This is a genomic window from Pseudomonas quebecensis (assembly GCF_026410085.1).
GTDB classification, from domain to species: Bacteria; Pseudomonadota; Gammaproteobacteria; order Pseudomonadales; family Pseudomonadaceae; genus Aquipseudomonas; species Aquipseudomonas quebecensis.
The window spans coordinates 4,123,930-4,144,382 of sequence record NZ_CP112866.1 but is presented as its reverse complement, the minus strand read 5'-3'; the positions used below and the strand labels follow the sequence as shown (position 1 = coordinate 4,144,382).

The window sequence follows — 20,453 nt, the reverse complement described above, 5'->3', positions numbered from 1 at the left end:
TCGGTTTTCCTCAAGGCGTGTGGCAGCGCGCGGATGCGGTTTCGAAATACACCGATGGATCACCTTTTTCCGGCAGGTTGAAGCGTAATTCGCAGCGCTTGTTGGCGCTGGTGGTGACCCACAGCGTGGTTTGATCCAGTACGTTGGGCAGGAATACCTGGCTGGCGTCCTGGACCAGCGTGACGAACTCGCCGGTGGCCGTGCTGACGGTGGCGCCTCGCGGCAGCGGGGCGCCCCGATCGTCACTGACGGTCAGCAGTACCCGGCGGGTCAGCGACACCCCAAATTCAACCCGGTCCACGGCGCCGCGTCCGGCGGAGATCATCGCCAGGCCGTTATTGATATCGGCATTACGCGGCAGCGAGCGGGTGTGGACTTCGACCGGGCTGCGGCCGTAAGCGCTGACCTGGGGCACCACCGCCTGGCCTTGCCAGTCGGTCCAGACCGGGCCGCTGGGGGTGTTGAGCTTGATGCCGCTCATGTCGCCCACCGAGACCACGGCGAAGGTGTCGCGCACTGGATACGGCGACAACGTGACCCCGCCGCCATGCAGCACTGCGCCGCCGCGCGCGCCGCCCTGGTAGCTCGATCGCTCGGCGTCAGAGCGGCTGTAGCTGAAGTCCAGTTGGCTGTAGCGCGGCAGGGCTGAGACGCCCAGTGTGGTTTCCACCTGCTGGTCACGGGTGTCGTGCTCGGCGCTGAGCCGATAGCCAAATTGATCGTTGACCTGTTCGTTCAGGCCCAACCCTGTGCGCTGTTCGCCGTCTGAGTTGCGCACCCAGCCGCGAACCCGGCGGCTTGCGCCTAGCGGTACGCTGACGTTCAGGTAGACCGCGTTGTCCTGCTGCTGGCGCCCACCCATCTGCCACTCGGCACTGGCCGACAGCGATACCCCGCCGACGCTGGTGCCCCACGATGCCAGCCCCCGGCTGCTGCTGTTGCCATCAAAGCTGCTGGAACGCGAAGCGCCGACACTGAAAGCCCCCAGCCACGCATGGGCCCAGCCCAAGGTAAGGCTTTGTTGATCGCGATAGCGCGAGCGCCGTTGTTGACTGGTTTCAGCCCCGTATGTGGTTTCTTCCAGCTCGCGATAGCCGGCCGTACGCCAGGAGTTGGCGGCGCTGAACGACCATTGTTCATTGAGCCGCTGCGACCAGGCGAGGTCGGTTTGCACGCCGCGTGCGCTGTTCCCGGCGCGGGCGTCGGCGACCTGGCTGGAGAGCTGGATCTGGCCGTCCAGCCACGGCAGCCAGCCCAGGCTCAGTCCGACGGCACTGTAGTCGCTGGTCGTGAGCACGCCGCTGCCGAGGGTCAATTGCGGGTGCACGGTGCCCGTCCAGCCAGCACTGACAACCCACGGGTTGTCACTTCGGGCATCCCCGATAGTGCGCACGCGTCCGGCCGCCACCGAATAGCCGGGGGCGGGCAGACCGAGGCCGAGCATGGCCGCCGGCACGGTAAAACGCCGCTCGCCGCCGCTGCTTTCCTTGACCGTGACTTCGACGTCCGAGCGCGTGTTCAAGCGTCGCACGTCGGTCAGCGAAAACGGCCCGGCGGGGACTACCGTGGAATGAATCAATGCGCCGTTCTGGCGAACCTCGACCTGCGCCGGACTGTCGGCGATGCCGTTGATGGTCGCGCCCTGGCCCTGCTCCTGAAGCGCCTGCTCCGTGAGCACCTGTACCCCGGTGATCTGCGCACCCGCCAGTACCGGGTTGTAAAGGTTGATCTGCCCGGCCTGCACCACCGCCTGATGGCTGGCGAAGGTGCGTTGGGCATAGGCCTCCAGGTGGGTGCTGCGCGTTAGCCCGTCCTGCCAGGTTTTCACCTGGCGGCTGCGCACGATCCAGTCACCGGCATTGAAGCCCACCTCGGTATTGGCCGAGCCGAAGCGGCTGGCATCATCGCCCAGACGATTGTAAAAACCGGTGAGATCGTAATTGAGCAAACCCGCGAAGCCACCGGTTTGATACCCGGAGACGTCCTGCCGCAGCGGACGCAGAGCCTCGGTCGGCACCACCAGCGAAACCGTGAGCGTGGCCGGGTCCGGCTCCACCAGGCTTTGCGGGTACCGGGCGAGAAAGTCGTTACAGCGCTCGCCGTCGCCTGGGTTCACCAGGTTGGCGGCCTCCAGCAACGCGTGGTCAAAACACAGGGTGCCCTGTTGGTCGAAACTGACTTCCACTCGGGCACGGCGCTGGCCATTGACGCGCAGGGTAACGGCGTGGCGGCCGGCGGCGAAACGCGGTGAGTCCAGCAGCAGGCTGGCCAGTTGCGGGTCAATGCCGCGCTGGAGCAAGGTCTTGGCATCGAACTCAGGGCGTTCATCGGCCCACACCCTGGCGGGCCACAAGGCGCACGCCAACAGCGTCGCCGCTAAGGTCAGTCGGGTGGGCGCATTGGGCACGGCTTCGCCGTCACGGTAACTCAATACTGTTTTCACGAAATGCACTCGAGTAAGGGATACCTGGGTGTCCCGGTGACGGTCCTTGAGCCGTCACTTCGTTGTGCAGGCGCGGTGGCGCCTGGTTTTTTCAGAAGGTGATAGGCGCTTCGTAGGCGGAAACGGCAAAGCCATACACCGTCGCCGGCTGCAGGCGTACCTTGCTGGCCGCGCCCCCTGTTGCCGGCACGCTAAGGGTTTCCCCCGGCAGCACATAGGTGCGTGGCAACATGGCCTTGCCATCGCCGGGCAGCAGGCGCAGCTCCTGAGCCAGTCGCACCACGTACGGGGTGTCATTGCGCACCTGCAAGGAGCCTCCTTTGAGCGACCAGGTCAGCCCGGTCCACGGAGTGCGATTGGGAGCAAGCCCCTTGGGGTGAATGATGACGGGCAGGTTTTGCCGTACCGTCACCCCGACTCGCGCATGGCCGGCTTCGGTGGCGGGGCGGCCTTGCGGCATGCCTTCGAAAATCACCCTTTTCAGACGTTGGGTCTGCAACGGTTGCCGGTTTTGCAGAATGAAGCGCACCAACTGCGATGCAGAGGCTTCCACCCGCGACAGCGGCGGGGTCAGCACCAGCAACGGCTCGGTGTCCTCGGGAATATCTTCCAGGGTGACGTGCAGCAGTGCCAGTTGGCTGTCGGTGTTGGTGACCGAAACGGCGGCCTCCCCATCCGCTTCATTAACGATCACTACGGATGTCTCCGGGACCATACCGTCGGCCAGTGCCTGTGTACTGATCAGCAAGGCCAGTGCCGCGATTTTCAACAAGGTTGTCGTCATGACGCAGGTTTCCATTGGGGCAACATGGGGGTTAGAGATAGCGCAGATCCAGCACGATGGAACCGTCAAGCGGTATCTCCTGATCCAGGCTCAGGTACCGGGACAGGTTGATCGACGTGTCGATCCGCAACTGGGTAGCCAACTGGCTGAAGAAATCGGGTTGACGGTCCCCTGGCAAGGCGAAACCCATGTAGGTACGTGGGTAGGCATTGGATTCCTGTGTCCAGGTTTCACCGCTGTCGCTTGAGGCCAGTACTTGCAAGGGTTGTGCATCACCCACCGGGTTGCGGTAGGACAACGCCACGGAGCCCAGCAATTCTGCGGGGGCATGAATATTTCTTCCCAGGCCATAGAAATAGTCGGGCGCCAGCGAGGACTCTGCGCGGTTGTCGACACCCACCAGCGCAAACAGCATCGGTCGGCTGCAGTGCACGCTCAACGCCAGCCAACGGCTGGGCAGCACGGTGAACTCATTGGCGTTAAGCGTGTGGGCCGGGATTTTCCCGTGATCGACGCTGCCCTCCTCGGACAGTTCCACTTGACAGGCGTCTGGCGTCAATCGGCCGGTCACTGTGAGGTCTACCGATGAAGCGGCGAGGGTCGTGGTGGCCATCGCCAGCACCAGCGGCACCGTCAGGATACGAAAAAGCGTGTTCATCGGTTGGGCCGCTGGCAGAGGTGAGTATGGCCGATACGGGAAAACGTCCTGCCCGTCAGTGGCTGCAAGGCATGTACGTCCACGGCGTTACAGATACTTCACTTCAAGGGTGGCGGAGCCATCGAGGGTCACCTCGTTGCTCAGGTCCAACCCGTCGGTGCGGGCGATGATAGTTTGCACCTGCAGTTGCGCCACCAGTTCCTGGACCGGCACCGGTTGAGTGGGGTCATCCATGCTGGCAACCGACATGTACAGGCCGGCATTCCAGACTCTTTCGCTGTACCAATTATCCTGGCCGTTGAACGACGCAATGGGTTGTACCGCTGTACCGTCGGCGACCGGATTGCTCAGCGTCAGCGAGAACCAGCCGAGCTTTTGGTCGCCGTTGATCAGGCCCAGCCCATAGTCGGAAGACATGATCGATGAGCCGGCCCGGTTGTCGATCGAATGCAATGCAAAAGGAATGGCTGCATCGCAGGACACCGCGAGGGTGAGGTTGTGCGTGCCGATGTGGGTCGGATTATCGGTGTTCAGGTCCTTGGCGGAGATCTTGCCGTGGTCGATCACCCCGTTGCTCGACAGGCTCGGGGTACAGGCGCTCGGAATGATCAAGCCTCTGACCGTAAGGTCCACGGTTGAGGCGGCGAAGGCTGCGGGACTGCTGATCAGCAAGCTGGTGGCAAGGGCGATGAGGGGCTTTTTCATGGGGCTGAGTTCCTTTCACTTCTATCTTGGGTGGCGCTTAGAGGTAGCTCAATTGCACGGTGGCGTAACCGTCGAGCGGGACTTCATCGGTCAGCGTTATGCGATCGGTAGGGACGAGGTGGGTAAGCACCCCGATGTCGGCATCCAAATCCTTGACGGCAGCGGGCACAAGGTCTGTGTTGCTGGCTGAAATCGCCGTCAGGGTGGCGCTACTGAGGACGTTGTCCGGCGCCCAGCTCATGCCGCCATCCCAGGAAACGATCAGGTGGGCCGGCGCACCGTCGGCCACGGCGTTATGAAGATGAAACGCGGCGCCTCCGATTTTTTCTCCATCAGGCGTGAGGCCAAGCCCGTGCCAATGCTCGTGATTGGCGGAGGTGCCGGCACGATTGTCGATGGTGGTGAGGGTGAAGAACGTCGGGCCTTCGCACCGCACGCTGATTGGCATCGTTTGCGCAGGCAACGCGGTGTGGTGGTCGGGGTTGAGGGTGGCGAACGACATTTTTCCGTAGTCGATCGTACCTTCACCGCCGATCAGCGGTTCGCAGGCGTTGGGGGTGATAGAGCCCCGTACGGCCAGGTCCATGGAACTGGCCGCGAATGCAGGCGGGGCCAACAGCAACGTAAATATGAGGCGGGAGGCAAAAGTGTGCATGTGCAAATAGCCCTTTGTCAGGTGTCATCTTGGGGCGGAGCTCGGCGCTACAGGTACTTCACTTCCATAGTCGCGGAACCGTCCAGCGCGACTTCACTGGTCAGTGTCAAGGTGTTGGTTGCCGCGATGGCGGTGTGAAGGGTGATGTCCATCGTTGCGTTCTGCAAAGGGTGGGGTATCCAGCCGCTGTCGGTCAGGCTGCCCAGCGCGACCAGATCGTTTGGCCTGACGGCATCATCGTCAAAGAGGAGGTACCAGCGGTTGTTCACCTCGTCTCTGGTCAGCAGCGTGGAAGGGGTGTCCGCGGCGGGATTGCCGAAGGTCAAGTGATAACGGCCCAGCTTTTGGTTCTCGTTAATCAGGCCCAGGCCAAACGCAGAACCGTGGATTGCTGAGCCTGCACGATTGTCGATAGGGCTGATCGCGAACAGCGTGGCGGCGTCGCAGTTCACGCTCAGTTGAAGGGTGCGCCGCTCAAGATTGGTATAGCGGTCCGCCTGGAGGTCCTGCACGGAGATTTTTCCGTAGTCGACCGCGCCTGGGAGCGTCGGCGTGCAGGCGCTGGGCGTGATCACCCCGGTGACGGTCAGCTCCGTGGTGCTTGCCGCCAGCACTGGCAGGGAGGCGGTGAAGAGTAGCGCGCTGCCGAGCGCAACCAAATGCTTGTTCATGTCGATGCTGTTCCGGTGTGTGGCTGACAGGCGCACACGCGCCGATGACTCAGCATCAAGTGCTGGCACTGTCGGGCGGTGTGTCCGGTCTGGTTTTATAACCGCCTGTCGAAGTGGCGGATCGTCACCCTCTAACGGGGTGGTGCGGAATTTAGCGGTGCAGGGTGGTCGGGGATATACAACTTTTACGACAAAGAATTGGAGGTGACGTTACAGCCGAATCAGTGTCAGAAGAAGTAATCGCACGTGTAGGAAAAACTGCCTTTTCGTAGTTTTCGTATGTCGGCTGCGGTTGATCGAGGCTATTTCTGTTCAGGCGACGATGGTCATGTATGTGTCATGTAACCGCTGCACAGTGCGCCTCTTTGACTGTCGCGTCAGTGCCCGCGGGATCACAATCGTTCGTCCCGATCCACAGGGCACTGGAAAAACGAAAGCAACCATGAGGTATGCGAGCGTGCTTTCGAGCGATGTCGCTTCGCGGGAACTGCAACGCCTTGCTTCCCCACCTGCGCATTGGCGGCACTTGCGCGTGCTGGTGGCAGAGGACCATTCAACCTACAGAGCCATGATGGGCTGGTTTCTACACAAGCTCGGGCTTACCCACACATTGGTCGCGGATGGGCGCAGCGCCTTGGTTGCCGTTGCGCGCAAGCGCTTCGACCTGGTGATCAGTGACTGCCAGATGCCGGTGATGGACGGCTACGCCATGGCCCGCGCCATTCGCCGACATGAGCAGGCCTTGGGGCATGGGCGAGTCCCGATCATCGCCTTGACCGGCAACATGTTGCACGACGATCCGCAACGGTGCCGCGACGCCGGCATGGACGCCTGGCTGCTCAAGCCACTGACCCTCGCCCAGTTGCACGAGTTGCTGTCGCGCTGGCTGCCTGGTCCGATTCATGTGCAGCGGCCCGGCGCGCCGGCAACCCGGGCGTCGACATGGCCGACCCGCGCCGATCTGATCCAGATGTTCGGCAGCGGGCAGGTGGTCGACCAGATGCTCGCCGGCCTGCTCGTTGAAGCGCGTGCGGACTGCTCGGCCCTGGCGCATGCCCGAATGATCCTGGATGCCGCGCTGACCGAGCAGTGCCTGCATCGCCTGGTGGGCAGCCTGGCTTTTCTTGGCGGGACTGAACTGGAGGCCAGGGGAATCGCGCTGATCCACGAGATACGCACCCAAGGGATGTTGCTCAGTTGCGTACATTTGGATGTTTTTATGCGGGATTTAACGGCGTATCTCACTTACTTGAGTGTGTTGTGATGATTTGAATGACTTTAATGTGTTTCGAGTATGTAAGAGCTTTCCTGGTGTTTTGTAGGTTAAATGTTATGAGCTACCAAACATTGGGCGATGCTTGGACAGACTCGAAGTTGCCGGTTGTTGAGGATCGCCCGCAGGGTTATTTTGCGCGGATTCAGGTCGCCATCATCCGTGGGTACTTATGCTTCGAGTAATTATTGCTGACGATCACCCCATTGTTCGCATCGGACAGCGGGTGGTGATCGAGGCGGCAGGCAGGTGCGAAGTGGTGGGTGAGGCCAATGGCCCCGATGAATTGCTCAAACTGTTAAGCACCATGCCTTGCGATATGCTTGTTACCGATTTCGCCATGCCGGGCGACCAGCAGGCCGATGGCTACGGCCTGCTTGGCCTGCTGCACCGCCAGTACCCGACGTTGCCGGTGATTCTGGTGACCATGTTCGCCAATGTCGCCACCCTGCGCGCTTCGTTTGCCCATGGCGCCCAGGCCATTGTCGCCAAAAGTGCCTCGGCCAAGGAGCTGCCGCTGGCGATCAGGGCGGTGGGGGCCGGCCAGACCTTTGTCAGTGAGTGTTTGCGCAACCAACTGGTGGAGGCGGGGCCGGGCGACCAATCACAGCAACCACAGCTGTCCGGCAAGGAGCGCGAAGTGGTGCGCATGCTGGCCAGCGGCATGACCGTCAGCCAGATCGCGGCGCGGGTCAACCGCAGTGTGTCCACCATCAGCAAGCAGAAGTGCACGGCCATGAACCGGTTGTGCATTTCCACGGACGTGGACCTGTTCGCTTATGCCCGCAGTTGCGGCATGGTGCCGTAAGACACGCTATCGGGCGGGTGAATGCCAGTAGCCTTGGCGGCGCAGGCGGCTTATCGTGCGGCTATCTTTTTCGCCGCCAACGGAAGCCTGCCCATGAGTGACGCCCATAACGCCCTGATCACCGAGTTCTACCGCGCGTTCCAGCGCCTGGACGCCGACGCCATGAGCGCCTGTTACACCGACGACGTGGTCTTCAGCGACCCGGTTTTCGGCGAATTGCGCGGGCGTGACGCCGGCGACATGTGGCGCATGCTCACTTCGCGCGCCCAGGATTTCTCGTTGACGTTCGACAGCGTGCGCAGCGACGACGCCCGCGGTAGCGCGCATTGGGTCGCGACGTATCTGTTCAGCGCCACCGGCAACACAGTGGTCAACGATATCCAGGCGCGGTTCGTGTTTCGCGACGGCAGGATCTGCGCGCACCACGACAGCTTCGACCTGTGGCGCTGGTCGCGCCAGGCGCTGGGTACCAAGGGCTTGTTGCTGGGCTGGACGCCGCTGGTCAAGAACGCCGTGCGCGCCCAGGCGCGCAAAGGCTTGAAGGCATTCCAGGCCGGTCGTTGATAAGCTTGGCGCTTCCCCGGTTGATTGACGTTGCCCGTGACTGATCCCGTTCAAACCAAACCCTGGTTCGTCTACCTGGTGCGCGCCGCCAATGGCGCGCTGTATTGCGGCATCAGCAATGACCCGCAGCGCCGCTTCGCGATGCACCAGAGCGGCAAGGGCGCGCGGTTTTTCCTGTCCAGCCCGGCCGTGGCGCTGGTGTACACCGAGCAGTGTGCGAGCAAGGGCGAAGCGCTGCGCCAGGAGCGCTTGATCAAGCGACTGAAGAAGAGCGCCAAGGAATGCCTGGCGGCGAGTGGTTCATTGATCTGACTGATGAATGCTCATCACGGCATCGCTGCACATTGCGCGCTAAGCTGGCGGTTCAACTGGTTAAATGGACCGCGGCATGTCTGAGCTCATTCTTCATCACTACCCCACGTCCCCCTTTGCGGAAAAAGCCCGGTTGTTGCTGGGCTTCAAGGGGCTGTCCTGGCAGTCCGTACTGATTTCGCCGGTGATGCCCAAGCCGGACCTCACCGCGCTCACCGGCGGCTACCGCAAGACCCCGGTGCTGCAGATCGGCGCCGATATCTATTGCGACACCGCGTTGATCGCCCGGCGCCTGGAGCAGGAAAAGTCCGCGCCGGCGCTGTTCCCTCTCGGCCAGGAAATGATCACCCAGACCTTCGCCACCTGGGCCGACAGCGTGGTCTTTGCCCACGCCGTGAGCCTGGTGTTCCAGCCGGAATCGGTGGCGGTGCGCTTTGGCAAGTTGCCGCCGGAAGCGATCAAAGCTTTTATGGCCGACCGCGCCGCGCTGTTCAGCGGCGGTTCGGCGAGCAAGCTCAGTGCCGAGGTGGCCAAGCATCAATGGCCGGCGATCATGACGCGCCTGGAGCAGCAGTTGCAGCGCGAGACGGGGGACTTTCTATTTGGCCAACCGTCGATTGCCGATTTCGCCCTGGCTCATTCGCTGTGGTTTTTAAAGGCCACGCCGGTGACGGCGCCGCTGGTGGATGCCTACCCGGCGGTGTGCGCGTGGCTGGGACGTGTGCTCGGGTTCGGCCACGGCACGCCCAGCCAGATGACCGCCGACCAGGCCTTGGAGATTGCGCGCAACGCTGCATCGGCACCGCTGCCGGACGAGGCGTTTGAGGACCTGAACGGCTTTCACGCCGGCCAGGCGGTGAGCATCAGCGCCACTGACTACGGCGTCGACCCGGTGGCCGGCGAGCTGTTGTTCGCCGGGCGCGAGGAGCTGATCCTGCGCCGCACCGACGACCGCGCCGGCACCGTGCATGTGCATTTCCCACGCTTTGGTTTCCGTATCCAGGCGCACTGACTGAAATTATTTATCCAGAACCGATGAGGTAAACCGCCGGCCCATCCGTGTAGTGCTTGAAACTGCGATCAATTCGCATTAACAGCGTTTTCTACACGGGTTCTCACAGCATGAAGTCGATGGCGGGCGGTTGGGTAAAACAGTGGCTGGGGGCTTCGGTACTGGCGGTGTCAGGCGTGGCCTTGCTGCCGTTGAGCGTGGCGCGGGCGCAGGAGCAGCAAAGCACGGCCTTTAACTTTGCTCTGGCGGCCAAACCGCTGCCCCAGGCCCTCAGCGATTTCAGCCGGGTCACCGGGATCAGCGTGATCTACACCGATGAAGCGCCCTACGGGCTCAGTGCGCCGGCGGTGCGCGGGCAGATGAGCGCGACCCAGGCCCTGCAACGGCTGTTGAGCAACACCGGCATGACCTTCCGCCAGATCGACGCCCGCACTCTGGCCCTCGAACCGGTGCCCACCGACGGCGCGCTCAACCTGGGCGCCACCACCATCAGCGGCATCGGCCAGGTCGAAGACAGCAGCAGCTACCAGCCGCCACCCACCAGCTCGGTGATGCGTTCCCACGGCCTGCTGCTGGAAACCCCGCAAACCGTCAACGTGGTGCCGGCCCAGGTGCTGCGTGACCAGACCCCGCGCAACCTGGACGACGCCCTGGCCAATGTCAGCGGCATCACCCAGGCCAACACCCTGGCCAGCACCCAGGACGCGGTGATGCTGCGCGGCTTCGGCGACAACCGTAACGGTTCGATCATGCGCGACGGCATGCCGGTGGTGCAGGGCCGTGCGCTGAACGCCACGGCCGAGCGGGTTGAAGTGCTCAAAGGCCCGTCGTCGCTGCTGTACGGCATCCAGGATCCGGGCGGCGTGGTGAATATCGTGAGCAAAAAGCCGGAATTGACGCCGTTCACCGCGCTGACGGTGCGCGGCTCCACCTTCGGCGACGGCAAGAACGGCAGTGGCGGCAACCTCGACACCACCGGGCCCCTGGGGGATTCGGGCCTGGCGTATCGGCTGATCGTCGACCATGAAGACGAAGACTACTGGCGCAACTTCGGCACCCATCGCGAATCGCTGGTGGCGCCGTCCCTGGCCTGGTACGGCGACTCCACTCAACTGCTGTTCGCTTATGAGCACCGTGAATTTCTCTCGCCGTTCGACCGGGGCACGGCCATCGATCCCAAGACCAACCATCCGTTGGATATTCCGGCGACCCGCCGCCTGGATGAGCCGTTCAACAACATGGAAGGCCGCTCCGACCTGTACCGCTTCGAAGCCGACCACGATCTGAACGACGATTGGAAAGCCCACTTCGGCTACAGCTGGAACCGCGAAACCTACGACGCCAGCCAGGTACGCGTCAGTGCCGTGAACGCCAATGGCAGCCTGACGCGCAGAATGGACGGCACCCAGGGCGCACTCACCACCGACCGTTTCAGCACTGCCAGCCTGGAAGGCAAGGTCAGCGTACTGGGCATGCAACATGACTTGGTGTTCGGCCTGGATGACGAATACCGCAAAATCTACCGCGCCGACCTGATTCGCCAGGCCTCGCGCGGCCCGTTCAACTACAACAATCCGGTGTACGGCAACGAAGTGGCAGGCACCAGCGTCAGTGCCGCCGACAGTGCCCAGACCGACCTGCTGCGCAGCGATTCGCTGTTTTTCCAGGATGCGATTCACCTGACCGACCAGTGGATTTTCGTAGCCGGCGCGCGCTACCAGATGTATGACCAGTACGCCGGCAAGGGCGTGCCGTTCAAAGCCAATACCGACGGCAAGGGCCAGGCCTGGGTGCCGCGTGCCGGGCTGGTGTACCGCTATACCGATGAATTGTCGTTCTATGGCAGTTACACCGAGTCGTTCAAACCCAACTCCACCATCGCCGCCCTGGCCGATGGCAGCACCTTGACCGGCGATCTGACGCCTGAGCAGGCCAAGTCCTGGGAGCTGGGAGCCAAGCTCGACATTCCCGGGCGCATCACCGCCAACGCGGCGTTGTTCACCATCGACAAGCGCAATGTGCTGGTCTCGGTGGGTTCCGGCGCGAACACGATCTACAGCATCGCCGGCCAGGTGCGTTCCCGTGGCCTTGAACTGGACGCCACCGGCCAGTTGAGCGACCAATGGAGCGTGATCGGCAGCTACGCCTACACCGACGCCGAAGACATCAAGGACAACGACCCGACCCTGGAAGGCAACCGCCTGCAGAACGTCGCCAAACACACCGGCTCGCTGGCGCTGGCCTATGACTTTGGCAGCCTGTTTGGCGGCGATCGACTGCGCATGGGCGCGGGTGCGCGCTACGTGGGCGAGCGCGCGGGCGATGCCGCCAATGACTTCACCTTGCCGGGCTACACCGTGGCCGATGCCTTTGCCACCTACGACACGAAACTCGACGGGCAGAAGGTCAAATTCCAGCTCAACGTGAAAAACCTGTTCGACCGCACGTACTACACCTCGGCGGCCAGCCGGTTCTTCGTGTCCATGGGCGATGCGCGGCAGGTGTCGGTGTCCAGCACACTGGAGTTCTAAGGCTGGTGGTAGGCCCGCTCGCCACCGGCGTGCGGAGCTGTTAGCGTTGCCGCCACTGAAGATCGTGCGGAATTTCACACTGATGCATGTTGGACGATGGCTACCCCTGCTGTGCCTGAGCGTTTTCATAGGCGGTTGTGCGAGTGTCTCGCCAACCTCCACCCCGGCCATCCTCGACCACCTGCTGGCCGATCCGGCCTTCAACGGCGCCACGGTCTCGTTGATGGTGCGCGACGCCCGCAGCGGCACCACCCTCTACCAGCACAACGCGCGCACGCGTCTGGTGCCGGCCTCCAACCTCAAGTTGCTGACCACGGCGGCGGCGATGGATGTACTGGGGCCGCACTACCGGTTTTCCACGCAGGTGCTGAGCACGGGCGGCCGCCAGGGCGAGCGGCTGGCGGGCAATATGTATCTGCGCGGCCTGGGCGACCCCACCGTGCAGTTCGCCGATTACCAGGCACTCGCGGCGCAACTGGCCAGTCAGGGCGTGCGCGAGGTGCAGGGCGATCTGGTGTTCGACGATACCTGGTTCGACGCCGAGCGCCTGGGCGTCGACTGGGCCCAGGATGACGAAAGCACTTACTACGGCGCGCAGATTTCCGCGCTGACAGTGTCGCCCGACTCGGATTTCGATGCGGGCACTCTGATCGTCACGGCCAAGGCACCTGTGGCAGTCGGCCAGCCGGTGAACGTCTCCGTGAGCCCGGCCACCGATTACGTGCAACTGAGCAATCGCGCCGTCAGCGGCCCCGGCAACGATTACGGCATCACCCGTCAGCACGGCACCAACCTGCTGCAACTTCGCGGTGCGCTGGCGCCTGGCAAGCAGAGCCGGCAATGGGTGAGTGTGTGGGAACCGACCCAGTTGGTGGCGAACCTGTTTGAACAGGCGCTGGCTCAGCAGGGCATCAAGGTGCAGGGCCGGCGCGTGATCGGTGGCGCTACGCCCGCGACGGCGACGACGCTGGCCGAACATCAGTCGGCGCCGTTGCAGGACTTGATCACGCCGTTGCTTAAACTCTCGAACAACAACATGTCCGAAGCCCTGCTCAAGGCCATGGGCCGCAAGACCGCGGATGCCGGCACTGCGGCGGCGGGCGTGGCGGCGGTGGCGGGCTTTATGACACGTCAGGGCCTGGACCCGTCCGCCCTGAGCCAGGTGGACGGTTCGGGCCTGTCGCGGCGCAATCTGGTGTCATCTCAGACCTTCACCGACTTGCTGCTGGCCAGCGCCCGGCAACCCTGGTTCGACGCCTGGTACACCGCCCTGCCGATTGCCGGCGACCCGGACCGCATGGTCGGTGGCAGCCTGCGCTATCGCCTGCGCGGGACGGCGGCGCAGAACAACCTGCATGCCAAGACCGGTTCCATGGCCGGTGTGTCGTCGTTAAGTGGCTATATCACCGACGCCAACGGCCGGCGCCTGGTGTTTTCGATGGTCAGCAACAACTACCTCAGCGACGCCGCGCCGGTGCGCGCCGTGGAGAACCGCGTGGCCCGGGCCCTGGCTCAGTGGCAGGACTGAATCAGGGCTGATAGCCCATGCGCCAGCTCACCGCCCGGGTCGCCGCCAGCAATTGCCGGGCCGCCGGGCCGTCTTCGTCGGCGTGGAACAGCGAGGTGGGGCCGACCACGGTCATTACCGCCGCCACCTGGCCGACGGCGTTGAACACCGGCGCCGACAAAGCGTCCACCCCCGGCATCAGCAAGCCATGCACAAAATGCAGGCCACGCTGGCGGATCTGTTGGCAGGTGATGGCGTAGGCCTGGTCGTCCGCCAGGGCGTGGGCGATGCCTGCCTCGATCTCCTGCTGGCGCAGCTCCACGGTTTCCCGCGTGGGCAGAAACGCGCTGAACACCAGGCCGGTGGATGAACTGAGCAGCGGCAGCACCGAGCCCAGTTGCGTCACCACCGTCACCGCGCGCACCGCCGGCTCGATCTGCACCACGGTCGCGCCCTGGTTGCCCCATACCGCCAGAAAGCAGGTTTCATTCAGTTGGTCGCGTAGTTCCGCCAGGGGCAGGGCACCGACTTTCAGTACGTCCATGCTGCCCAGTGCGGCCAGCCCCACGCGCAAGGCTTCGCGGCCCAGGCCGTAATGGTTGGTGGCGGCGTTTTGTTCGGCGAACCCCGAGGCGATCAACGCTTGCAGGTAGCGATGCACCTTGCTCGCCGGCATCTGCACATGTTCGGCCAGGCGCGACAGCGACGTGGCCGGCGACAGCTCAGCCAGGGCCTTGAGAATATCGGTGCCCACTTCGGCCGAGCGGACTTTCTGTTTACCGGTGTCGCGGGGCTTTTCCATGGAGAGGCGGGGTTCCGAAAGATGAATGGGCGTCTTTATAGCTTGACGCTCGATAGCGATCAAATTACGTTATGCGTAACTGGATTACGATAAAAACAACTTCCGCACAGAGGACGATCCATGACCCTCGAATACCTGTCGGGCTTCGGCAATGAATTTGCCAGCGAAGCCCTGCCCGGCGCCTTGCCGGTCGGCCAGAACTCCCCGCAAAAAGCACCCTACGGCCTGTACACCGAGCTGTTCTCCGGCACCGCGTTCACCATGGCCCGCAGCGAAGCCCGGCGAACCTGGTTGTACCGCATCCAGCCGTCGGCCAATCACCCGGCGTTCGCCAAACTGGAGCGGCAGTTGGCCGGCGGTCCGCTGGGCGCGGTGACACCCAATCGGCTGCGCTGGAACCCGCTGGATATGCCCAGCGAGCCGACCGATTTTATCGACGGGCTCGTCGCCATGGTCGCCAACTCGGCGTCGGAAAAACCTTCAGGCATCAGCATTCATCACTACCGCGCCAACCGCTCCATGGAGCGGGTGTTCTTCAACGCCGACGGCGAATGGTTGATCGTCCCCGAGCACGGCCGCCTGCGCCTCGTCACTGAACTGGGCGTGCTTGAGGTCGAGCCGCTGGAAATCGTCGTGCTGCCGCGCGGCCTTAAATTCCGGGTCGAACTGCTGGATGCCCAGGCGCGCGGCTATATCGCCGAAAACCACGGCGCGCCGCTGCGCCTGCCGGACCTGGGGCCCATCGGCAGCAACGGCCTGGCCAACCCGCGGGACTTCCTCAGCCCCGTCGCCCATTACGAAGACCTGCGGCAACCGACCACCCTGGTGCAGAAGTTCCTCGGCGAACTGTGGGCCTGCGAACTCGATCATTCACCGCTGAACGTTGTGGCCTGGCACGGCAACAACGTGCCCTACAAATACGACCTGCGCCGCTTCAATACCATCGGCACCGTCAGTTTCGATCACCCGGACCCGTCGATCTTCACCGTGTTGACCTCGCCCACCAGCGTGCACGGCCTGGCCAACCTCGACTTCGTGATCTTCCCGCCGCGCTGGATGGTGGCCGAGAACACCTTCCGTCCGCCGTGGTTTCATCGCAACCTGATGAACGAATACATGGGCTTGATCCAGGGCGCCTACGACGCCAAGGCCGAGGGCTTTCTGCCCGGCGGTGCGTCATTGCACAGCTGCATGAGCGCCCACGGCCCGGATGGCGAGACCTGCACCAAGGCCATCAACGTGGAACTGGCGCCGCACAAGATCGATAACACCATGGCCTTCATGTTCGAGACCAGCCAAGTGCTGCGTCCCACCCGGTTCGCCCTGGACTGCCCGCAACTGCAACCTGCCTACGACGCGTGCTGGGCCTCGCTGCCCGTCACCTTCAACCCGAATCGGAGATAACCCATGACTCAGCCCACCCTTGCCCGCAGTTGGGTAGCGTCCGCCAACGGTCACGCGGACTTCCCGCTGCAGAACCTGCCGCTGGGCATCTTCAGCCTCAACCACGCGGCCCCGCGCAGCGGCGTGGCGATTGGGGATTGCATCCTCGATCTGCACGCGGCGTTGGACGCGTTCGACGGCGAGGCCCGCCGTGCGGTGCAAGCGACTGCCGGCGGCCAGTTGAACGGGTTGTTCGCCCTGGGGCGTGGCCCCCGCGTAGCATTGCGCGAGCGCCTGCTGGAACTGCTGGCCGAGGGCAGCCCACTGCAAGCCCGTGAGGCGCAGGTGCTGCACCGCGCTGCTGATTGCCAGCTGCACTTGCCGGCGAAAATCGGTGACTACACCGACTTCTACGTTGGCATCGAGCACGCGCAGAACGTCGGCAAACTGTTCCGTCCCGACAACCCGTTGCTGCCCAATTACAAGTACGTACCGATCGGCTATCACGGCCGCGCCTCCACCGTTCGCCCCTCGGGCGTCGAGGTGCGTCGCCCCAAAGGCCAGACCCTGCCTGCCGGCCAGACCGAGCCCACCTTCGGCCCCTGTGCGCGGTTGGACTACGAGTTGGAACTGGGCATCTGGATCGGCCAGGGCAACACCATGGGCGAAGCGATCGCCATCGGTGACGCGGCCGAGCATATCGCCGGTTTCTGTTTGCTCAACGACTGGTCGGCGCGGGATATCCAGGCGTGGGAATACCAGCCGCTGGGGCCGTTCCTGTCGAAAAGTTTTATCACCACCGTCTCGCCGTGGGTGGTCACGGCCGAAGCGCTGGCGCCGTTCCGCAAGGCTCAACCGCTACGTCCCGCAGGCGATCCGCAACCGCTGCCGTACTTGCTGGATCAACGCGACCAGGCCGGCGGTGCTCTGGATATCGAACTGGAAGTGCTGCTCAGCACTGCCGCCATGCGCGAGCAAAACCTGCCGGCCCATCGCCTGGCCCTGAGCAACAGCCTGCATATGTACTGGACCGTCGCGCAGTTGGTGGCCCACCACAGCGTCAACGGTTGCCAGATGCAGCCCGGCGATCTGTTCGGTTCCGGCACCTTGTCCGGGCCCGAAGCGGGCCAGCTCGGCAGCCTGCTGGAGATCACCGAAGGCGGTAAGAAAGTGATCGAATTGGCGTCCGGCGAAGTGCGTAAATTCCTGGAAGATGGCGATGAAATCATCCTGCGCGCGCGCTGCACGCGAGATGGCTACGCCTCCATCGGTTTCGGCGAATGCCGTGGCACCGTGGTTGCGGCGCGCTGAGGGGGCAGGGGATGGAACTCTATACGTACTACCGCTCCACTTCGTCGTACCGGGTGCGTATCGCCCTGGCCCTCAAAGGCCTGGCGTTCACAGCGGTGCCGGTCAACCTGCTGGTGCCGGCAGGGGGCGCCAACCGTCAGCCGGAGTACCTGGCGATTAACCCACAGGGTCGCGTGCCGGCCCTGCGCACTGACGACGGCGATCTGTTGATCCAGTCGCCGGCGATCATCGAATACCTCGAGGAACGTTATCCACACGTGCCGCTGCTGAGCAAAGACCTGGCGACCCGTGCCCACGAGCGCGCCGTGGCGTCGATCATCGGCTGTGATATCCACCCGCTGCACAACTCCAGTACCCAGAACCTCCTGCGTCAAAGGGGGCATGACGAAGGGCAGGTACTGACGTGGATCGAGCACTGGATCAGCCAGGGGCTGGGCGCGGTGGAGCAGTTGATCGGTGCTGAAGGGTTCTGTTTTGGCGAGCAGCCGGGCATGGCCGATGTGTTTCTGATCCCGCAGTTGTACGCGGCCGAGCGGTTCAAGGTGTCGCTGGCCGATTATCCGCGTATCGGCAGGGTTGCGGCGTTGGCGAAGGAGCATCCGGCGTTTATCCAGGCCCATCCCGCCAACCAACCGGATACCCCTGACGCTTCGTAAATCCGTTGTGTGACACCCATAAAAATAAACAGGTACCTTGCGATGCACTCTCAGATTGCCAGCTTTCGCGCGGCACTCGACGCCCGTCCGGTGTCGCGCTACCAGTGGCTGATCCTCCTGTTGCTGGCGTTACTGCTGGTGACCGACGGCTACGATGCCCAGGTGCTGGGCTACGTGGTGCCGGCGCTGGCCGCGGACTGGGGGCTGGAAAAGCCCGCGTTCGGCCCGGTGTTCAGTGCCAACCTGCTGGGGCTGACCCTCGGTTCACTGTTGGTAACGCCGCTGGCGGACCGCTTCGGTGTACGGCGGGTTCTGCTGGCCTGCGTGCTGATCTACGCCAGCCTCACGGTGTTGATGGTGTTCGCCGACTCGCTGACCACGCTGATGGCCGCGCGGTTCATTTGCGGGATCGGCATGGGCGGCGCGATGCCCAGTGCCATGGCGTTGATGTCAGACTATTCGCCGCCGCGCCTGCGCACCTTGATGGTGACCTTGGCCGCTTGTGGCTTTTCGTTCGGCGGCGCGGCGGGCGGGTTCGTGGCTGCGGGGTTTATCGAGCACTACGGCTGGGAAGCGGTGTTCCTGGCCGGAGGCGTCACGCCGCTGCTGCTGTTTCCATTCCTCGTTTGGCTGCTGCCCGAATCCCTCCCGCGTCTGCTGCGGGATGCGCCGCCCTATCGGCGTTTGCAACGGGTTACGGCACGCCTGTTGCCCGACTGGCAACCGCCGCTGGCAAGTGCGGCTGACGACGCGCAAACACGCGGCAGTCAACTGACGGTGGTGGAGTTGTTTCGGCACGGTTACGCGCGGCCGACCTTGCTGATCTGGGCGACCTTTTTTGTCAGCCTGATCCTGCTGTATTTCATGATCAGCTGGCTGCCGTCGCTGCTGCTGGAAAGTGGCCTGGCGCTTAAGCAAGCCAACCTGGTGACGTCGATGTTCCTGTTTGCCGGCACCATCGGTGCGATCGGCATGGCCTGGTTTGCCGACCGCCTTAAGAACAAAGTGCGCCTGCTTTTTGGCGTGCTGCTGGCTGCGGCGCTGTGCACCGTACTGTTGGGCCTGAACCACGACAATCCGCGTTACCTGGTGGCATGCGTGTTTGCCGCCGGCTTCTGCATCATCGGCGGGCAACTGACCCTCAATGCCTTCGCCAGCAACTTCTACCCGGCCCATGTGCGCGCCACCGGCACGGGCTGGGCGTTGGGGGTGGGGCGCTTCGGTTCGATCCTTGGGCCATTATTAGGGAGTCTGTTGCTCGCGCTGCACATGCCCGTGCAGCAGATTTTCTTTTTCTGCGCTATTCCAGCGGTGATGGCAGCGTTATTGATTATCCAGGTGCGCTCGCCGGCTGCCGGGACGCCGAGGAACCCGTTGCATGGCGATATCCTCAAGACGCCGGTCAATCACTGACGGGCGCGCTCACCACGCAAAACTGGCGTCTTAACCAGAGCCAAAGCGTCCGTCAATGCACCACCGTGTTGGGCGGCAAATGCCCCAACCGCTCGGTCAGGCGCAGGCGTTGGATCGGGTCTTCACTGAGCAGCAGCGCATGTTCCAGGTCGAAGCGTTCGGCGTTGGGGCAGTCCAGGCGTTGATACAGGCTGGCCCGCGCCAGGTAGTCCGCAGCGCTGGCGTTGCCCAGTTCCAGCACGCGCTCGGCGTCGATCAGCGCGGCCAGCGGATCGTCATTGGCCAGGTGCAACTGGCGCAGGTTGCGCGACAAGCGTTGCAGGATCAACCGTGGCTCTGCGGTGAGCAGGTGGTGGGCCTGTAGTTTGAGATGGGGACCATATTGGCGTTGCAGCAGTTCGCGACAGTCGTTGGGGTACAGGCGTCGACCGCCGCAAGGGTCCAGCAGATGGTCGGCGCCGGGCACCCGCAGCAGGAAGTGTCCAGGGAAATTCACGCCGACCATGGGAAGATGCAGGCGACGCGCCAGCTCCATGGCGATCAAGCCTACGGCCAGAGGCTGCCCGCGTTTGCGCAGCAGGACTTTATCCAACAGTGCGGCCGCGGGGCGCAGGGGGGTGAGGTCATCCTGGGCAAACCCCAGGTCGTTCATGCGCCGCAGCAGTGGTTGGCCCAGCTCATCCGCCGGCAGCACGGGCATGCCTGCGCTCACTTGCTGTTGCAGCAACCCCAGTTCCTGCAGAATCTGTAACGGTTGCACGGTTGCGTCATGTTCAGCGGCAATCCATAGCGCGGCCTCGAACAGTGCAGGGGGCGAGCGTTCCAGGCAGGCGAAAAAGGCTTGGCGGGGCTTCATTGCGTTCTCCGGCGGATGCCCCGTTTTAGCCTTGCTGGGAATTTTCGTCCAGTAACTTAAGAAAGATCCTGCGGGCTTATGTCGCAGAACCTACAAAATCGGACGACTT

General features: G+C 63.4%; 19 protein-coding genes. 11 read left to right on the top strand and 8 right to left on the bottom strand.

Features of this window, described 5'->3' with window-relative positions; genetic code table 11:
* Positions 1-10 precede the first annotated feature (10 nt).
* The 6 genes from OSC50_RS19280 to OSC50_RS19255 form a co-directional block, all read right to left on the bottom strand.
* Positions 11-2,431, bottom strand: coding sequence for a fimbria/pilus outer membrane usher protein (locus OSC50_RS19280; protein ID WP_286671012.1), 2,421 nt, complete (start codon positions 2,429-2,431; stop codon positions 11-13).
* Between the two features lie 103 nt (positions 2,432-2,534).
* Positions 2,535-3,227 carry a fimbria/pilus chaperone family protein gene (locus tag OSC50_RS19275; protein WP_181078431.1) on the bottom strand — a complete coding sequence of 231 codons (693 nt, stop codon included), beginning with the start codon at positions 3,225-3,227 and terminating at the stop codon, positions 2,535-2,537.
* A 31-nt stretch (positions 3,228-3,258) separates the two neighbouring features.
* Positions 3,259-3,840: a DUF1120 domain-containing protein gene (locus OSC50_RS19270; RefSeq protein ID WP_253512000.1), complete on the bottom strand. Its 582-nt coding sequence runs from the start codon at positions 3,838-3,840 to the stop codon at positions 3,259-3,261.
* A 132-nt stretch (positions 3,841-3,972) separates the two neighbouring features.
* Positions 3,973-4,590 carry a DUF1120 domain-containing protein gene (locus OSC50_RS19265; protein WP_181078427.1) on the bottom strand — a complete coding sequence of 206 codons (618 nt, stop codon included), beginning with the start codon at positions 4,588-4,590 and terminating at the stop codon, positions 3,973-3,975.
* Between the two features lie 37 nt (positions 4,591-4,627).
* Complete coding sequence (locus tag OSC50_RS19260; protein WP_181078425.1) at positions 4,628-5,245, bottom strand: DUF1120 domain-containing protein; 618 nt, start codon at positions 5,243-5,245, stop codon at positions 4,628-4,630.
* Between the two features lie 47 nt (positions 5,246-5,292).
* The gene (locus tag OSC50_RS19255) at positions 5,293-5,916 is read right to left on the bottom strand and encodes a DUF1120 domain-containing protein (protein ID WP_253510595.1); all 624 of its coding nucleotides are present in this window, start codon (positions 5,914-5,916) and stop codon (positions 5,293-5,295) included.
* A 457-nt stretch (positions 5,917-6,373) separates the two neighbouring features.
* Here OSC50_RS19255 and OSC50_RS19250 point away from each other — a divergent pair, with 457 nt between their 5' ends.
* The 7 genes from OSC50_RS19250 to dacB all read left to right on the top strand — a co-directional run bounded on the left by OSC50_RS19250 (position 6,374) and on the right by dacB (position 13,944).
* Positions 6,374-7,180: a response regulator gene (locus OSC50_RS19250; protein WP_266248032.1), complete on the top strand. Its 807-nt coding sequence runs from the start codon at positions 6,374-6,376 to the stop codon at positions 7,178-7,180.
* A gap of 181 nt (positions 7,181-7,361) precedes the next feature.
* The gene (locus OSC50_RS19245; RefSeq protein ID WP_181078419.1) at positions 7,362-7,997 is read left to right on the top strand and encodes a response regulator; all 636 of its coding nucleotides are present in this window, start codon (positions 7,362-7,364) and stop codon (positions 7,995-7,997) included.
* Between the two features lie 93 nt (positions 7,998-8,090).
* Positions 8,091-8,561: a nuclear transport factor 2 family protein gene (locus OSC50_RS19240; protein ID WP_253510599.1), complete on the top strand. Its 471-nt coding sequence runs from the start codon at positions 8,091-8,093 to the stop codon at positions 8,559-8,561.
* Between the two features lie 36 nt (positions 8,562-8,597).
* Positions 8,598-8,873 carry a GIY-YIG nuclease family protein gene (locus OSC50_RS19235; RefSeq protein WP_181078415.1) on the top strand — a complete coding sequence of 92 codons (276 nt, stop codon included), beginning with the start codon at positions 8,598-8,600 and terminating at the stop codon, positions 8,871-8,873.
* 76 nt (positions 8,874-8,949) lie between these two features.
* Positions 8,950-9,885, top strand: a complete 936-nt coding sequence (locus tag OSC50_RS19230; RefSeq protein ID WP_266248036.1) for a glutathione S-transferase family protein — start codon at positions 8,950-8,952, stop codon at positions 9,883-9,885.
* Positions 9,886-9,995: 110 nt separating this feature from the next.
* The gene (locus tag OSC50_RS19225) at positions 9,996-12,416 is read left to right on the top strand and encodes a TonB-dependent siderophore receptor (protein ID WP_266248038.1); all 2,421 of its coding nucleotides are present in this window, start codon (positions 9,996-9,998) and stop codon (positions 12,414-12,416) included.
* A gap of 82 nt (positions 12,417-12,498) precedes the next feature.
* Positions 12,499-13,944 carry a D-alanyl-D-alanine carboxypeptidase/D-alanyl-D-alanine endopeptidase gene (dacB, locus tag OSC50_RS19220; RefSeq protein ID WP_181078409.1) on the top strand — a complete coding sequence of 482 codons (1,446 nt, stop codon included), beginning with the start codon at positions 12,499-12,501 and terminating at the stop codon, positions 13,942-13,944.
* A gap of 1 nt (position 13,945) precedes the next feature.
* On the opposite strand, the gene OSC50_RS19215 is transcribed toward dacB, so the two are convergent.
* A complete protein-coding gene (locus tag OSC50_RS19215; protein WP_253510603.1) occupies positions 13,946-14,725 on the bottom strand; it encodes an IclR family transcriptional regulator in 780 nt (259 codons plus the stop codon).
* Between the two features lie 120 nt (positions 14,726-14,845).
* On the opposite strand from OSC50_RS19215, the gene hmgA reads away from it, so the two are divergent.
* Genes hmgA through OSC50_RS19195 form a run of 4 tightly spaced genes read left to right on the top strand, consistent with a single transcriptional unit; the run spans position 14,846 to position 19,488 of the window.
* Positions 14,846-16,129, top strand: a complete 1,284-nt coding sequence (gene hmgA / locus OSC50_RS19210; protein WP_181078405.1) for a homogentisate 1,2-dioxygenase — start codon at positions 14,846-14,848, stop codon at positions 16,127-16,129.
* Between the two features lie 3 nt (positions 16,130-16,132).
* A complete protein-coding gene (fahA, locus tag OSC50_RS19205) occupies positions 16,133-17,419 on the top strand; it encodes a fumarylacetoacetase (RefSeq protein ID WP_266248041.1) in 1,287 nt (428 codons plus the stop codon).
* Positions 17,420-17,430: 11 nt separating this feature from the next.
* Positions 17,431-18,075 (top strand): maleylacetoacetate isomerase, encoded by a 645-nt coding sequence (gene maiA, locus OSC50_RS19200; protein ID WP_253510608.1) that lies wholly within the window; start codon positions 17,431-17,433, stop codon positions 18,073-18,075.
* A gap of 42 nt (positions 18,076-18,117) precedes the next feature.
* Positions 18,118-19,488 carry an MFS transporter gene (locus OSC50_RS19195; RefSeq protein WP_266248043.1) on the top strand — a complete coding sequence of 457 codons (1,371 nt, stop codon included), beginning with the start codon at positions 18,118-18,120 and terminating at the stop codon, positions 19,486-19,488.
* A gap of 52 nt (positions 19,489-19,540) precedes the next feature.
* Here the strand turns inward: OSC50_RS19195 and OSC50_RS19190 are convergent, their stop codons facing one another.
* The gene (locus OSC50_RS19190) at positions 19,541-20,344 is read right to left on the bottom strand and encodes a SirB1 family protein (protein WP_253510612.1); all 804 of its coding nucleotides are present in this window, start codon (positions 20,342-20,344) and stop codon (positions 19,541-19,543) included.
* Between the last annotated feature and the right edge of the window lie 109 nt (positions 20,345-20,453).